The sequence below is a fragment of the Kitasatospora sp. NPDC056531 genome (genome assembly GCF_042794375.1).
Classification (GTDB): Bacteria; Actinomycetota; Actinomycetes; order Streptomycetales; family Streptomycetaceae; genus Kitasatospora.
In genome coordinates, this window is record NZ_JBHTTU010000043.1 from 47,531 (window position 1) to 61,343 (window position 13,813).

Below are 13,813 nucleotides of genomic sequence, written 5' to 3' on the forward strand. Positions count from 1 at the left end.
CGTAGCAGCTCTCCGGGTCACAGGTATCGTGGGCCCCCACCACGAGTGGTTTGCCGCTCTTCCTGTCCCTCGGGATGCCCGAAACCCCCCAGGCCGCCGAACAGCATCAGCAGCCAGTACCCGACGACCACCACGAGCGCGAAGCTGAACAGCGCCGTCGGAAAGGCCAGTGCGGCCGCGAAGAATCCCCCCATCCCGGCCACGCTCCCCCGTCTTTCCCACGGCGCCGCGCTTCGGCGCCGGGGAGATCATGGCAGCGGGAGCGGCGTCCGCACATTGCCAGGATCCGGCAATCTTTACGGCCCTTTGACACCCTGGTACGCGCGCTCCCGGTGACATTGCGACAACCGGGCAACGGGACGGCTCCGAGCAGGTCATCCGGGGTTTGCGGCCGGGTCCTAGAGCGGCTGCTCCGGCCAGTTCAGCAGCCGCGCGCCCATCGCCGCCGTCTCCAGGGTGAAGCGCTGCAACGCGTCGGAGGGGTCGTACCCCGTGAGCGCCTTGATCCGCTCCAGCCGGTAGCTCAGCGTGCGCACGCTCAGCCCCAGCCGGCGCGCCGCCTCCGCGTTCACGTACGCCGCCTCCGCCTGCACCGCGATGGTGTCCAGCAGCGGACGGGCGCCGCCGCGTGCCTCGGTCAGCGGGCCGAGCACGCTGCGCACCAGGTCGGCCATCGCCGCCCGGTCGCGCATCAGCACCGGGAAGACCAGCAGCTCCTCGGCCTTCAGCTGCTGGGCCGGCAGGCCGAGGCGCTGCGCGTAGTCCAGCGCGTCCAGGGCCTCCTCGTAGCTGCGCAGCACCCCGCTCGCGCCCGAGTGCCGGCGGCCGGTCGCCACCCGCAGCACCGGGCGGTAGCCGGGGCCGGGGCGCAGCGTCAGGTCGGCGAAGGCCTCCAGCACGGCCCGCTCGGAGTCCGGGGCGATGCACACCAGCCGGCCGTCCTTGCTGGCCAGCAGCACGTCCCGCTCGCCGAACCGCCCGGCGAGCTCCCGCTCCACCCGGTGCACCAGCGGATGGACGTCCGCGAACGGCTCGTCGCCGACCGCGACCGCCACCGTGTACGCGCCCGCCAACCGCAGCCCGAACCGCTCCGCGCGTTCCGCCAGCAGGCCCAGGTCGCTGCGGCCGAACAGCAGGTCGTCGATGAACTCCCGCCTGGCCGCTTCCTCATGACGGACCGCCAGGCGCTGCGCACGCTCGTGCCCCTCGCCGAGCGCGGCCAGTGCGGCGTCGGTGACGGCCAGCACGGCGTCGCCCGTCCGGCGCAGCTCGCCGACGCTGCTCGCGGCACTCGCGCCGGGCAGCGTCTGCCAGGCCCGCCGGGCGGTCGCCAGGCACTGGGCGACCACCACGCGCAGCCCGTAACCGGCCTCGGCGCACTGCTCACCGAGCCGGCGCAGGCCCTCCAGCTCCTCCCGGCGCAGCAGGCGCCCGGTGCGGGAGACGTCGGCGAGCAGGGCGAGGTAGGCCTCGGCCAGTTCGGCGGTTATGTCGCACTCGTTCGCCTCGGTCACGCTGTCCTGCCAACCCCCGTGCGGCCTGAATTTCGGGCGGTGAACTTTAGCAGGATCCTTACGGGCGCAGGCCTGGCGCTCAGCGCTCACGGAAGTGCAGCACGAAGCGCGCGCTGCTGCCGTCGATCCGGCGCCGGACGTAGAGGGCGGGGGTGCCGTCCGGGGTGCAGCTGACCCCCTCGCGCACCAGCAGCGGGGTGCCCGCCGGCACGCCGAGCAGCTCGGCCTCCGCCAGGTCCGCGCCGACCGCGCCGAAGGCCCGCCAGTCGTACTCCAGCTCCACTCCGGCCGCCCGCGCCAGGTCCAGCACCAGGTTCCCGGCGTGGCCGGGCCGGAGCAGCTCGGCGGGTAGCGGCCCGAACGGCACCCAGTAGCTGCACACCGCCCGGGCCCGCCCGCCGAGGCGGATCACCGAGTCCACCCGGGACAGCTCCCGGGGCGCACGGCCCAGCTGGCGGGCCACCTCCTCGTCCTCCGCCGAGCCGGTCACCGGCGGGGCGGCGACCACGAACTCGCCGTCCCCCTGATCCCCCTCGGGCAGGGCCTCGTGCACGCTGCCCAGGTCGAAGCGCTGGCTGCGCGGGTCCACCGCGATCGACACCCGCACCGCGGGCGGGCGGACGAAGGTGCCCACGCCCCGGCGGATCTCCACCACGGCCGCCCGCTCCAGTTCCGCCACCGCCTGCCGCACGGTCAGCCGGTTCACGCCGAACTCGGCGCTCAGCTCCGGCTCGCTCGGCAGCCGGGCGCCCGCCGGGTAGCCGCCGGCGTCGATCCGCTCCTGGAGCTGCCGGGCCAGCCGGCGGTACAGCGGGGTGTTCGGAGGGGTGCTCGGGGGGTTGGTCGCCACGGCCTCGATCCTACGAAGTTGTTGGCCGCCCGTCCGGCTCGCCGTGGCGGGCCGACGGGAGTGGGATGGAGAGGTGCCCCGCGGGCCGCGGCTTGCCCGGCACCCCGGTGACGGGTTAGACATCTAGACGTCTAGATGTCCTGTTCGTCTCCGTGTGCGGCTTCACCGAAAGGCCCCTCGCATGTCCCTGGTCAACTTCCGCGACTCCGCCCTCCTCAGCGACCCCGAGGGCCTGCGGATCCGCCCCGGCGTGCTGTACCGCTCCGCCCAGCCGTACCCGGCCGCCGACGAGGCCGTCGTCGCCCAGCTGCGCTCCTGCGACATCCGCACCATCGTCGACCTGCGCGACCCCCGCGAGACCCGCCCCGCCGACTGGGCCGCCGCCGAGGAGGCCGGGATAGCCGTCGTCGCCGCCCCGGTGAACCCCGCCACCGACGCCCTCACCGCCCGCATGGCGACCATGACCACCGCCGCCGACCTCGGCGAGTTCTACGTGCTGCTCGCCGAGTCCGCCCCCGAGGCCGTCACCGCCGCCGTCGAGGCCGCCGCCCGCCCCGGCGCCGTCCTGCTCCACTGCGCCGCCGGCAAGGACCGCACCGGCCTGCTGACCGCCCTCCTGCTCGACCTCCTCGGCGTCCCCGCCGAGCGCATCGTCGCCGACTACGCCCGCACCGCCGACGCCCTCCCGCAGATCTTCGCCAACCTCGCCGAACGCCACCGCACCGCCCTCAACGCCCAGGGCCCCACCCGCGTCACCGACTCCGACGGCCGCCACCTCACCATCCCCGCCCCCCTGCTGGAGGCCCCCGCCGAGGCCATGTCGGTCTTCCTCGCCCGCGTCCACACCCACCACGGCGGCGCGGCGGCCTTCCTCCCCGCCTGCGGCGTCGACGCCGCCACCCTCGGCGTCTTCCGCGCCAAGGCGGCCGTCCCGGCCGTCTGAGGCCGGGCTCGTTGTCGGTGGCGGTGCCTACCGTGACGGCCATGGGTTTTGTCGCCATGTGGATCCTGATGCCGCTGCCCGCCACCGAGGCCGAACGGTTCCTGCCTCAGCTGTTCCCGCCGCCGCAGTCGGACCCGCCGGACTTCTGCCCGCTCGACGACCGAATCGAGACCCTCTACGAGCTGTGGGAGATCTGCCAGCACGCGGGCCCGTGGGTGAGCGTCTCCGCCCTCAGCCGCTATCCGATCCACGGGCTCGCGGACGCGCTCGGCCCGGAGCGGTTCGCCCGACTGCCGCCCGGCCTCGAAGCGTTCCAGCTGGCCCCAGCGGCGGTGCGGGCGAGCCTGCCCGCCGTCGAGGCGGTGTTCACGATGGACGAGGCGACCCGCGCCGAGGCCGGGGAGCGCCTGTGGATCGCGCTGGACGGCAGCAGGGAGCCCGACCTGCTGGACGGCGTCCTCCCGGTCTGGCGCGCCGCCGCCGAGGCCGGGTACGGGCTGATCGGGGCCCAGGTGGTCCCGACCTGACCGGGATTGTCGGACCCCCAACCTAACCTGATGACCCATGAGCTACTCCGGCATGTGGTTCCTGATCCCCGCGCCTGCCGGGGCCGTCGAGCGGCACGGTCCGAGGCTGCGGGCGCTCCTCGCCGAGCATGCTGCGGACCCGGACAACCGCGAGCTGCTGCGCCGCTGGGGGCGGGACGGGCTGGGACCGGAGGAGCTGGAGTGGCTGGCGTCCGGCCCGCTCGGGCAGGACCCCAACGGGCTGTACGACGCCTGGAACGACTGCGAGAAGGACATCGGCCCGTACGTCTGCGTCTCTGCCCGCAACCGCTACCCGGTGCTCGGCCTGGCCCACGCCCTCGGCCCCGAGCGGCTGGCGGGCCTGCCCGGCTGGTTCGGGGACATGGTCCTCACTCCCGAGGAGGTGCGGGCGGCGCTCCCCGCCGTCGAGGCGGTGTTCGACCTGGACGCCGCCGCCCGGGCGGCGGCGGAGGAGCGGGCCCTGGAGGTCCTGCGGGGGACGGACGACGTCTCCGGCCTCTTCGACGCCGTCGTCCCGGTCTGGCGCGCCACCGTCGAGGCTGGGCGCGGCATGATCGGCGCCCAGCTGATCCCGTGAGCCCTCGACAATCCCGTTGCGCCGTCCCCGTCCGTCCTGGCACCGTGCCCGGTCAGGAGGTGTCCCGATGACCGCACTGCGCGAGATCCGCGCCGACCACGACGACCGGACGATCGTGCTCTACCAGGCCTATCCGCCGGCCGTCGCCGACGCGGCCCTGGCGGCGGGCCGCTTCGTGCCGCCGTTCAGCTTCCACCGGATGACTTGGATCAAGCCCTCGTTCCGCTGGCTGATGCACCGCAGCAACTGGGCCCGCAAGCCGGGCCAGACCAGGGTGCTGGCGGTCCGGATCACCCGCGAGGGCTGGGAGGAGGCGCTCGGCCGGGCCGTGCTGACCACCGCCCACCCTGAGGAGGTGGCCCGCGCCGAGGTTCATGTGCAGTGGGATCCGGAGCGGACGCTGCGCGGGGCGGCGCTGAACCACTACAGCATCCAGGTAGGGGTCGGCCGCTCGCTGATCCGCACCTTCGCCGAGGAATGGGTCACCGAACTCACCGACCTCACCCCGCAGGTGCAGCGGATCGCCGCGCTGGTCCGTGGGGGCCAGGTGGCGAAGGCACAGCGGCTGCTGCCGCCCGAACGCCCGTACCCGCTGCCCGCCGGGACCGCGCGGCGCCTCGACCTCGGGTAGGGCCTCATACGTCCCGGCGCCGCACCACGGCCGCCGTCACCACCACCGCGACGACCGCCCACACCCCCATGGTGATCCACGCGTCCAGCACGCTCGGCGCCCACTTGCTCGTGGTGGTCGAGGAGTTGGGGTTGTAGGTGAGCCGGCCGACGGTGGCCAGTGGCAGGTGGCTGCCGATCTCGTGCAGCCACCGGTAGCGGTCGCCGCCGAACATCAGCGGCATGATGAAGAACAGCAGTACCAGCGACACGATCGAGGCGGTGGCGTGCCGCAGCACCGCGCCCAGTGCCATCCCGATCAGCGCGCAGACCGGCACGATCGCCGCGTAGGCGAGGACGGCCCGCAGGCTGACCCCTTCGGTGATGGAGAGTCCGACGTGCCGGGAGGCGAGTATCGCGTTGGTGGTGAAGAAGGACAGCGTCGACACCACGATCCCGGCGAGCGCGGTGATCCCGCCGATCAGCAGCACCTTGGCGGCGATCACCCCGCGCCGGTCCGGCACCGCGGCGAAGGTGGTGCGGATCATCCCCGTGGTGTACTCGCCGAACACGGTGATCGCCCCGAGGCTGCCGGCCGCGATCGCCATCAGGTAGCAGGCGATGTCGCTCAGGCCGTGGTACAGCGGGTCGTACCGGTACGGCGGCATGCCGGGCATCCGCGGCGGCGGGTGGTCGATGTACGTCAGGTCGCTGTGCACGGCGTTGATGTTGATCACGATCGCCGCCAGCGCGGCGAGCGCCAGCACCCAGTACGTCGACCGCAGCGAGCGCAGTTTGATCCATTCGGCGGCGAGCAGGTCGGTGAACCGGGGCGCAGGTTCCGTCGGACGGGCGCTCTCCGTACGGATCAGGGTCATGGTGCTCATCGGCTCTCTCCTGCCAGGTACTCGACGCTGTCGGCGGTCAGGGACATGAACGCCGACTCCAGGGACGACGTCCGGGGGGCGAGCTCGTGCAGCACCACGCCGTGGCGCAGCGCGAGTTCGCCGATCCGCTCGGCGGGCATTCCGGTGACGACCCCGAACTGCGGCTCCACCAGCACGACTTCGGCGCCCTCGGCGCGCAAGGCGGCGGCCAGCTGGGAGAGTTCCGGCGCCCGGACGGCCACGCTCGACTCCGCATTGCGGGCCGAGAAGTCGGCCAGGCTCTCGTCGGCGATCAGCCGGCCGCGCCCGATGACCACCAGCTGGTCGGCGGTGTGCTCCATCTCGGCCATCATGTGGCTGGAGACGAAGACCGTCCGGCCCTCGTCGGCGAGCCGGCGGAACAGCCCGCGCACCCAGAGCACGCCCTCGGGGTCGAGGCCGTTCAGCGGCTCGTCGAAGAGCAGTACCGGCGGGTCGCCGAGCAGCGCGCCGGCGATGCCCAGGCGCTGCTTCATCCCCAGCGAGTAGCCGCCGATCCGCCGGCCGGCGGCCTTGCCGAGTCCGACCTCGGCCAGCACCTCGTCGACCCGCCCGAGCGGGATCCGGTTGCTGCGGGCCAGCGCCGACAGGTGCGCCCGGGCGGTGCGCCCGCCGTGCACGTCCCCGGCGTCCAGCAGGGCGCCGACGTGCCGCAGGCCGCGCGGCCGGTTCGCGAAGGGCGCGCCGTCCACGGTGACGGTGCCCCCGGTGGGGGTGTTGAGGCCCAGGATCATCCGCAGCGTGGTGGACTTGCCCGCGCCGTTGGGGCCGAGGAAGCCGGTGACGGCGCCCGGCCGGACGGTGAAGGTCAACTGGTCGACGGCCGTGGTGGCGCCGTACCGCTTGGTCAGTCGCTCGATCTCGATCACGGGGACAACGGTGCCGGTCAGGGCCGTAGTCGGGCATCGGGCGGCGGGACACAACCCGGAGCCGCCGCCCCCGCCCCCGGGATTACTCCCGCGGGCCAATGCGCCGCCGCGCCGCCCGCCGCTACCATCGCGTCATGATCACCGAACCCCGCCCGCCCCTGCTCAGGCGCCTGCCCGCGGGCGTGTGGGTGGCGGCGTTCTGGACGGCCATCGTGGTGTTCCGGTTCTTCACCAGGGACAGCGAGTTGAGCCACCTCTTCGACTACAACGGCAACACCGAGGACATGCCGCTGGTGGTCACCGCCGTGGTCACCACCCTGGTCGCCTTCCTGCTGGTCCGGCTGCCGCTGGCGGCGGTCGCGGCGGCGCTGGCGGGCGGCGTCTACTCGCTCGGGATGTGGACGGTCCCGGCGACGGCGCCGTTGCAGTTCCTGATCGCCGAGGTGGTGGTCGCCTACTGCGTGGTCACCCGCTCCCGCCTGGTCTCCACGATCGCGGTGTCGATGCCGCTGGCCGTGCTCACCACGCTGTACGCCTGGGGCGCCGTCAACGGTTACCCGGTGAACCCGTACGCCTACCTGGGCCTCGCCGCGACCGTCCTGATCGCCTGGCTGATCGGCAACACCGTCCGCCAGAGCCGCGCGCACGCCGACGCCCTGCGCGGCCGCGCCGCCGAGCAGGCCGTCACCGCCGAACGGCTGCGCATCGCCCGCGAGTTGCACGACATGGTCGCCCACAGCATCGGCATCATCGCGATCCAGGCGGGCATGGGCAGCCGGGTCATGGACACCCAGCCCGCCGAGACCCGTAACGCGCTGAACGCCATCGAGGCGACCAGCCGGGAGACCCTGGCCGGGCTGCGCCGGATGCTGGGCGCGCTGCGGCAGGGCGAGGGGGAGTCGGCGCCGCTCGAAGTAGCGCCCGGGCTGGGTGAGTTGGACCGGCTGGTGGAGAGGACCGCGGGCGCCGGGGTGCGGGTCGCGCTCACCCGGCGCGGTGACGCCCGTACCCTGCCGCCCGAGGTGGACCTCGCCGCCTACCGGATCGTCCAGGAGGCCGTCACCAACGTGGTCAAGCACTCCGGCACCCGCGACTGCCACGTCACCATCGCATACGAGGACCGGGAACTCGGCGTCACCGTAGTGGACCTGGGTGCCGGTGCCGCGACCGGCGCCCCCGGCACCGGCTACGGCCTGGCCGGCATGCGCGAGCGGGTCGCCCTGCTGCACGGCGAGTTCAGCGCCGGCCCGCGCCCCGAGGGCGGCTTCCGCGTCGCCGCCCGACTGCCGATCCCCGAAGAAGCCGCCCTGGAGGTGGGACTGTGATCCGCGTCGTCCTGGTCGACGACCAGCCGCTCATCCGAACCGGCCTGCGGGTGCTCATCGCCGACGCCCCCGACCTGGAGGTGGTCGGCGAGGCCGGCAACGGCGCCGAGGCCGTCGAACTGGTCGCCCGGCTGCGCCCGGACGTCGCCGTGATGGACATCCGGATGCCCGGCATGGACGGCATCGAGGCCACCCGCCGGATCCTCGCCGACCCCGAACTGTCCACCCACGTGCTCGTCCTCACCACCTTCGACGACGACGACTACGTGTACGGCGCGCTGCGCGCCGGGGCGAGCGGCTTCCTGGTCAAGGACCTGGCCCTGGAGACCATCCTGGACGGCGTGCGGGTGGTCGCCGCCGGGGACGCCCTGCTCGCGCCCGGCATCACCCGGCGCCTGATCGGCGAGTTCGCCGCCCGCCCGGAGGCCGCCGCCCGGCCCCGGAAGTCCGCCGAGGGCATCACCGAGCGCGAGCGCGAGGTGCTCACCCTGGTCGGCCGCGGCCTGTCCAACGCGGAGATCGCCGAGGAGCTCACCATCAGCGTGGCCACCGCCAAGGCGCACGTCGCCCGGCTGTTCACCAAGCTGGACGCCCGGGACCGGGTGCATCTGGTCATCCACGCCTACGAGTTCGGCCTCGTCGCGCCCTCCTAGGACACGCCCCGGGACACGCCCCGGGAACGCGACGAGCGCCGGGGTGGGCCCGCACAACCCCACCCCGGCGCTCTACCCCTGTGTCAGATCGTCATAGGCGATGCCTCAGGGGACGATCGCGTGCGAGATCTGGCAGGCGCTGACCGCGTTCGACCAGGTCGCCTGCATGGCGAACGAGCCGGTCGCGAAGTTCACGTTCTGCGCGCCGCCGGTGCCGCCGGTGCCCTTCCAGGCGCACTTGTCGCCGTTCTCGGCACCGGAGGAGTCGGTCCAACCGCCGGCCGGGTTCTGGTCGGTGACGGTCTCCGCGTACTCGTGGCCGTACACGATGGTCACGCCGTCCAGCAGGCCCGCGCTGCCGCTGTTGACGTAGTTCTGGCCGCAGGAGGTGCCCATGTCGGTCACGTACGGGTTGTTGCTGAACGACACGTCACCGTACGGGGAGGTGGCCGCGCCACCGCTCAGCGTGGTGTCGCCGTTCCAGTCGTGCCAGGCACAGAACTGGCCCGTGGAGGTGTTGAAGCCGTCCGGGTGGGTCCCGGTCGGCGAGAGCACGATGTACTGCGCGTTGCGGTTGGAGGCCGCCGTGGTGTTGCCGAAGTGCCCGGCGGCCGCGATCGCCTCGGTGGCGATCTGGTTGCCGGTGGCCTGGCCCGGCGCGGCGGCGGAGTTGTCCACCCAGACGCCGGCCAGCGCGCCGCCGGTCGGGTAGCCGACGTGCGAGGCGGTCGACGGGCAGCTGGTGGCGCCCTTGGCGACGCCCTCGCAGTACTGGGTCAGGACGCCGGACCAGAGTTCGTTGTTGGTGCCCAGGCCCTTGTACAGCTGCTGCGCGCGGACGGCCTCGCCCGACGGGTCGCCGGACATCGTGGTGTAGCCGTTGGCGTCGGTGCCCGCGGTGCCCCACTGGGAGCCCCAGATGACCACGTAGACCTTCGGCGCGCCGGTCGTGACACCGATGCCGTCGACGCCGCCGCCGAACTTCAGGTTCGACGTCCGGGTCGCGGCCGCGGAGGCGGCGTTGGCGTGCTCGGCGCTCTCCTTGGTGGGGACGACGCCGTGCCGGTACGGGTGGCTGTTCCCGGCGAACTCGCTGCCCGGCTGGTCCGCCTGGGCGGCCGGGGCGGCGGCGAAACCGGTGGCGGCCAGCGCCAGTGCGCTGAGCCCGGTGAGGGCCCGGACGCGCGCCTTGCGGGAGGTGGGGGACATGCCCATTGTGAGGGTTCCTCTCTCATGCCGACCGCACACGGATGGGGCGCGGCGGCACTGTGGGGGACAAATGGGGAGGAGCAGCGACGATGGTCCGGAACCACTGGCGGTTCGTCATGAACAGTCAGTGAAGTGGGGATGGGGCACCGGTTTACCGCCGACGGCCGGAAGCAAAGCACCGCCGTCGAAACCGGGTCAACGACGGCGATAGTAAGACGAGACCCAAGGAAACCCCCGGCGAACGTATAGAACGCCAAAAGGCCGCAGCTGACGGGCTGTTGACACGCGTAGCGCAGCTGTATCTCAACAGTTGAGGGTGCGGTTTACACCGTATTCGTCCCCCCGCGCCCTCCCCGCGACCTTCACCGAACGACCACAACCACCCCTTCCCAGCCCCCCGGTCGGTGCCCTACCTTGTCCGCACCACTGCGGCCGCCGTCCGCGGGAATACTGGTGCCATGGCCGATTCGCATCACAATCAGCTCACCGGCGGGTCCTACGGCGGCATGGTCATCCAGGCGCGCAATGTCAACGGGGTCCCGTTGGGCGGGGTCGCGCACGCGGGAGTGCCGCCCCGGCCGCCGGTGCGGCAGGTGGGAGCGGTCCCGGCCCTCGCCGACGCCTACCGGCCGCGCGGCCTCGACCTCGCCGCCGTCGAGACCTCGGCCGTCGTCCTCACCGGCATGTGCGGCAGCGGCAAGACCCAGGTCGCGGCCCACCACGTCCACGAACAACTGCGCGGCGAGGACGTCGACTTCGTCCTCTGGGGCGCCGCCAGCAGCCGCCAGGCCGTGGAACGGGCCTACGCCCGGGCCGCCGCCGAACTCGGCCTCGCCCAACCCGCCACCGCCGAGCGCTTCCTCGCCTGGCTCCGGACCACGGACCGCCGCTGGCTGGTCGTCCTCGACGACCTCCGGGACCCGTCGGACCTGCGCGCCCTCTGGCCCCCGGCGGCCCCGCGCGGCCGTACGGTCGTCACCACCCGCCGCCGTGACCCGTCCCTGCGGACGGCGGACCGGCAGGTTCTGGAGGTCGGGCCCTTCGGGCTGTCCGAGTCAGTCGCCTACCTCGCCGACCGGCTGAGCCCCCACGGCCTGACCGCGCCGACCAGCCAACTCGGGAGCCTGGCCATGGCGCTGGGACACCTTCCGCTCGCCCTTGCCCAGGCCACCGCCTACCTGATCGACCGCGCCGACACCGGCGCCACCGTCGCCGGCTACCTCCACCGGCTCTTCGACGGCCGCCCCCTGTCCGCACTCGCCCCCGACCCGGCCGCCCTCCCTGACGCCCAGGAGGCCACCCTGGCCGCCGTCCTCGCGGCCGTCCTCAAGGACGCGGACGCCATGACGGGCGGGCTGGCGAAACCCGTGCTCCAACTCGCCTCCGTCCTGGCCGGCTACGAGCTCCTCTCGGCGGACGTCCTCACCCCCGAGGCCGCCCGCCTCCACTACGCCGCCACGATTGCCGAGACCCGGGCGACCCCCGAGGCCGTCCACGAGGCGCTTCGCACCCTGCACCGCCTCAACCTGGTCACCCGAAGGCCGCAGGAAGAGGGCTGGCACCTCGACCTGGTCGAGGTGCACCCCCTGGTCCAGCGCGCCGCCCACGACTCCGTGCCGCCCGGGCCCCGACGCTCGCAGCTGGTCGAGCTCGCCGCGCTGGCCCTGGCGACCGTCTGGGTGGCCGGCCGGCACGACCGGGAGACCCTGGGATTCAGGCGAGCCAACCTCGACGCCCTGACCGCCCGCCACCCCGAGGTCCTCCAGGGCCCCACCGGCCCGCCCCTCACCATGCTGGCCGAGGCCGCCGCCCTCCTGACTCCCAAGCCGAGCTGACCAGTCCCTACGGCCCCTCGATCTCCGTGATCCGCATGATCCTCCCGTGCGAGTCCAGCACCACGTCGTAGGCGTTCCCGAAACAGCCGTACGGATCCGCCGGATCGCGCTCGGCGAGGCAGTCGTTGAGGTGGGTGACCAGCTCGTCCAGCTGGACGGGCTTCGCGGCGTCCCCGTGCGGGCGGTCGACCAGCGTCGCCGTCACGCCCGAGGCCGCGAAGCCGTAGTGGACGGGCGTGCCGGTGGCCTCGTAGCTGGGCGGGTCGCAGGTGTAGCGGGCCGGCTGGGCGGTGAGCTCGGCCGGGTCGGCGGCGACGATGACGAGCACCTGGTGGCCGGGCAGTCGACCGGGGGCCGGGCACTGGTAGCCGGGGTCCGGGGCGGCGATGGTGCCGGGGACGGGGGAGTCGGCGGCCTCGTCGTCGGTGAGGTCGTCCCCGTCGTCCAGCAGGTCGTCGGCATCCTCGTCGGCGCCCTCGTCGGCGAGGGCGGCCGCGGCGGAGGCCGCGTTCACCGTCGGGCGGGAGTCGGCGGGGGTGCAGCCGGTGAGGCAGGCCAGAGCGGTGCCGGTCAGCGCGGCGGCGGTGAGGAGGATGCGGGGCACGGCCATGGCACAAGTCTCTCCCGGGCGGCGGCGCTGGTCTGCACTCGGGTACACGACCGGCGCGCGCTGCACGGTTCCCGCCCCCGCCGGACGTGCGGATCCGGCGGGGGCGGGAGGCTGGGGGAGAAGGCAGGCCTCAGACCGCGACCGGCCGCTGCGACTCGTACGCCTCGCGCACCCGCGCCTGCGCCGCCGGCTCCACGCCGAGGTGGTCGAGCCCGAGCAGCGCCGCGCCCAGGACGGGCGGCGCGACGACCACCCGCGGCTCGGCCAGCGGGGCGGCCTCGGCGAGGCGCGCCGTGAGGTTGTCGAGCAGCAGCGGCTGCCGGGAGGCGAGGACGCCGCCGCCGAGCACCACCGGGGTGGGGGCGTCCAGCAGGTCCAGCCGTCTCAGCGCGACGACGGCCAGCCGGACGATCTCGTCGGCCTGCCGGTCGATCAGCTCCAGGGCGGTGGCGTCCCCTTCGCCCGCGACCGCGAACAGCACCCGGACGATCTCGTGCAGCCGGGCGTTCGGCAGGTGCCCGAGGTGGACGGCCTCGGCGACGGCCCCGGCGCTGGGCAGGCCGAAGTGCTCGGCGATGGCCCGGGCCAGCGCGGTCGGCCCGCCGCGCCCGTCCTCCGCGCGGACGGCGTGCCACATGCAGGTGATGGCGAGCCCGGCGCCGCCGCCCCAGTCGCCGGTGAGCTCGCCGAGCGCGGGGAAGCGGGCGGTGCGCCCGTCCGGCAGCAGGCCGACGCAGTTGATCCCGGCGCCGCAGACCACCGCGACCCCGCGCGGGCCGTCGGTCCCGGCCCGCAGCAGGCCGAAGGTGTCGTTGACGACGGTGTTGCTGGCGCCCCAGGGGTGCGATTCGAGGGCGGTGCGCAGCGACTCCTCCTCCACCGGGAGGTCGGCGTTGGCCAGGCAGGCGCTGACGTGGCTGGTGAGCACGCCGTTCCAGGAGGGGTGGCCGGCCGCCGCGGCGGCCTCCTCGACCAGCGGGGCGAGGCCGGCGACGGCTGCGGCGCCGCCGATCCTCTGGGGCGCGAAGCCGCCGCCGCGGGCGGTGCCCAGGACGGTGCCGTCGGCGCCGATCAGGGCGACGTCGGTCTTGGAGTTGCCCGCGTCGATGGCGAGTACGCCGGGCAGGAGCGGTTCGGGCTGGTGGGTCATGAGGTCCCCGCGGCTCGTACGTGGCCCGGCCGGGGTTCCCGGCCGGGGATGGTCGGTCTCCTCGCGGCAGCCCAGGCCCCCCCCCCCCCCCCGGCCCGGTTTTCCGCACCCCCCCCCCCCCCCCCCCCACCAACGCTCCCCGTCCTTGTTTCCGCACCACCCCCCCCCCCCCCCCCCCCCCCCCCCCCCCCCCCC

General features: G+C 74.0%; 15 protein-coding genes. 7 read left to right on the forward strand and 8 right to left on the reverse strand.

Translation table 11 applies throughout. The features are described from left to right. Window positions 1-17: 17 nt before the first annotated feature. The 3 genes from ACFQ87_RS29235 to ACFQ87_RS29245 all read right to left on the reverse strand — a co-directional run bounded on the left by ACFQ87_RS29235 (window position 18) and on the right by ACFQ87_RS29245 (window position 2,364). Window positions 18-194, reverse strand: coding sequence for a hypothetical protein (locus ACFQ87_RS29235; RefSeq protein WP_380613836.1), 177 nt, complete (start codon window positions 192-194; stop codon window positions 18-20). A gap of 204 nt (window positions 195-398) precedes the next feature. Further along, a complete protein-coding gene (locus tag ACFQ87_RS29240; RefSeq protein WP_380613837.1) occupies window positions 399-1,514 on the reverse strand; it encodes a PucR family transcriptional regulator in 1,116 nt (371 codons plus the stop codon). 79 nt (window positions 1,515-1,593) lie between these two features. Then, window positions 1,594-2,364 (reverse strand): GntR family transcriptional regulator, encoded by a 771-nt coding sequence (locus ACFQ87_RS29245; RefSeq protein WP_380613838.1) that lies wholly within the window; start codon window positions 2,362-2,364, stop codon window positions 1,594-1,596. Between the two features lie 181 nt (window positions 2,365-2,545). Between ACFQ87_RS29245 and ACFQ87_RS29250 the strand changes: the two genes are divergently transcribed. The 4 genes from ACFQ87_RS29250 to ACFQ87_RS29265 all read left to right on the forward strand — a co-directional run bounded on the left by ACFQ87_RS29250 (window position 2,546) and on the right by ACFQ87_RS29265 (window position 5,063). Beyond that, window positions 2,546-3,307: a tyrosine-protein phosphatase gene (locus ACFQ87_RS29250; protein WP_380613839.1), complete on the forward strand. Its 762-nt coding sequence runs from the start codon at window positions 2,546-2,548 to the stop codon at window positions 3,305-3,307. A 41-nt stretch (window positions 3,308-3,348) separates the two neighbouring features. Beyond that, window positions 3,349-3,834 carry a hypothetical protein gene (locus ACFQ87_RS29255; protein WP_380613840.1) on the forward strand — a complete coding sequence of 162 codons (486 nt, stop codon included), beginning with the start codon at window positions 3,349-3,351 and terminating at the stop codon, window positions 3,832-3,834. Between the two features lie 37 nt (window positions 3,835-3,871). Continuing rightward, window positions 3,872-4,432 carry a hypothetical protein gene (locus ACFQ87_RS29260; protein ID WP_380613841.1) on the forward strand — a complete coding sequence of 187 codons (561 nt, stop codon included), beginning with the start codon at window positions 3,872-3,874 and terminating at the stop codon, window positions 4,430-4,432. 67 nt (window positions 4,433-4,499) lie between these two features. Continuing rightward, window positions 4,500-5,063, forward strand: a complete 564-nt coding sequence (locus tag ACFQ87_RS29265; RefSeq protein WP_380613842.1) for a DUF4291 domain-containing protein — start codon at window positions 4,500-4,502, stop codon at window positions 5,061-5,063. A 4-nt stretch (window positions 5,064-5,067) separates the two neighbouring features. On the opposite strand, the gene ACFQ87_RS29270 is transcribed toward ACFQ87_RS29265, so the two are convergent. Together ACFQ87_RS29270 and ACFQ87_RS29275 are read right to left on the reverse strand one after the other, a co-directional pair. After that, the gene (locus tag ACFQ87_RS29270; RefSeq protein WP_380613843.1) at window positions 5,068-5,928 is read right to left on the reverse strand and encodes an ABC transporter permease; all 861 of its coding nucleotides are present in this window, start codon (window positions 5,926-5,928) and stop codon (window positions 5,068-5,070) included. Further along, complete coding sequence (locus tag ACFQ87_RS29275) at window positions 5,925-6,836, reverse strand: ABC transporter ATP-binding protein (protein ID WP_380613844.1); 912 nt, start codon at window positions 6,834-6,836, stop codon at window positions 5,925-5,927. Before ACFQ87_RS29275 ends, ACFQ87_RS29270 begins: the two co-directional genes overlap by 4 nt. 134 nt (window positions 6,837-6,970) lie before the next feature. On the opposite strand from ACFQ87_RS29275, the gene ACFQ87_RS29280 reads away from it, so the two are divergent. Both ACFQ87_RS29280 and ACFQ87_RS29285 read left to right on the forward strand, forming a co-directional pair. Continuing rightward, window positions 6,971-8,161 carry a sensor histidine kinase gene (locus tag ACFQ87_RS29280; RefSeq protein WP_380613845.1) on the forward strand — a complete coding sequence of 397 codons (1,191 nt, stop codon included), beginning with the start codon at window positions 6,971-6,973 and terminating at the stop codon, window positions 8,159-8,161. Beyond that, window positions 8,158-8,814 carry a response regulator gene (locus tag ACFQ87_RS29285; RefSeq protein WP_380613846.1) on the forward strand — a complete coding sequence of 219 codons (657 nt, stop codon included), beginning with the start codon at window positions 8,158-8,160 and terminating at the stop codon, window positions 8,812-8,814. The genes ACFQ87_RS29280 and ACFQ87_RS29285 overlap by 4 nt, the downstream gene beginning before the upstream one ends. A gap of 105 nt (window positions 8,815-8,919) precedes the next feature. On the opposite strand, the gene ACFQ87_RS29290 is transcribed toward ACFQ87_RS29285, so the two are convergent. Then, entirely contained in the window at window positions 8,920-10,023 is a 1,104-nt protein-coding gene (locus ACFQ87_RS29290) for a hypothetical protein (protein ID WP_380613847.1), read from the reverse strand. 458 nt (window positions 10,024-10,481) lie between these two features. On the opposite strand from ACFQ87_RS29290, the gene ACFQ87_RS29295 reads away from it, so the two are divergent. After that, window positions 10,482-11,858, forward strand: coding sequence for an NB-ARC domain-containing protein (locus ACFQ87_RS29295; RefSeq protein WP_380613848.1), 1,377 nt, complete (start codon window positions 10,482-10,484; stop codon window positions 11,856-11,858). 7 nt (window positions 11,859-11,865) lie between these two features. On the opposite strand, the gene ACFQ87_RS29300 is transcribed toward ACFQ87_RS29295, so the two are convergent. Both ACFQ87_RS29300 and ACFQ87_RS29305 read right to left on the reverse strand, forming a co-directional pair. After that, window positions 11,866-12,468 carry a hypothetical protein gene (locus ACFQ87_RS29300; RefSeq protein ID WP_380613849.1) on the reverse strand — a complete coding sequence of 201 codons (603 nt, stop codon included), beginning with the start codon at window positions 12,466-12,468 and terminating at the stop codon, window positions 11,866-11,868. Window positions 12,469-12,598: 130 nt separating this feature from the next. Continuing rightward, window positions 12,599-13,618, reverse strand: coding sequence for an N-acetylglucosamine kinase (locus ACFQ87_RS29305; RefSeq protein WP_380613850.1), 1,020 nt, complete (start codon window positions 13,616-13,618; stop codon window positions 12,599-12,601). Window positions 13,619-13,813: the final 195 nt, after the last annotated feature.

Bases quoted from the DNA above. Each gene is read 5' to 3' on its own strand.
- ACFQ87_RS29235 (WP_380613836.1), bottom strand. From the start codon at position 194: ATGGGGGGATTCTTCGCGGCCGCACTGGCCTTTCCGACGGCGCTGTTC.
- ACFQ87_RS29250 (WP_380613839.1), top strand. From the start codon at position 2,546: ATGTCCCTGGTCAACTTCCGCGACTCCGCCCTCCTCAGCGACCCCGAG.
- ACFQ87_RS29255 (WP_380613840.1), top strand. From the start codon at position 3,349: ATGGGTTTTGTCGCCATGTGGATCCTGATGCCGCTGCCCGCCACCGAG.
- ACFQ87_RS29260 (WP_380613841.1), top strand. From the start codon at position 3,872: ATGAGCTACTCCGGCATGTGGTTCCTGATCCCCGCGCCTGCCGGGGCC.
- ACFQ87_RS29265 (WP_380613842.1), top strand. From the start codon at position 4,500: ATGACCGCACTGCGCGAGATCCGCGCCGACCACGACGACCGGACGATC.
- ACFQ87_RS29270 (WP_380613843.1), bottom strand. From the start codon at position 5,928: ATGAGCACCATGACCCTGATCCGTACGGAGAGCGCCCGTCCGACGGAA.
- ACFQ87_RS29280 (WP_380613845.1), top strand. From the start codon at position 6,971: ATGATCACCGAACCCCGCCCGCCCCTGCTCAGGCGCCTGCCCGCGGGC.
- ACFQ87_RS29290 (WP_380613847.1), bottom strand. From the start codon at position 10,023: ATGTCCCCCACCTCCCGCAAGGCGCGCGTCCGGGCCCTCACCGGGCTC.
- ACFQ87_RS29295 (WP_380613848.1), top strand. From the start codon at position 10,482: ATGGCCGATTCGCATCACAATCAGCTCACCGGCGGGTCCTACGGCGGC.
- ACFQ87_RS29300 (WP_380613849.1), bottom strand. From the start codon at position 12,468: ATGGCCGTGCCCCGCATCCTCCTCACCGCCGCCGCGCTGACCGGCACC.
- ACFQ87_RS29305 (WP_380613850.1), bottom strand. From the start codon at position 13,618: ATGACCCACCAGCCCGAACCGCTCCTGCCCGGCGTACTCGCCATCGAC.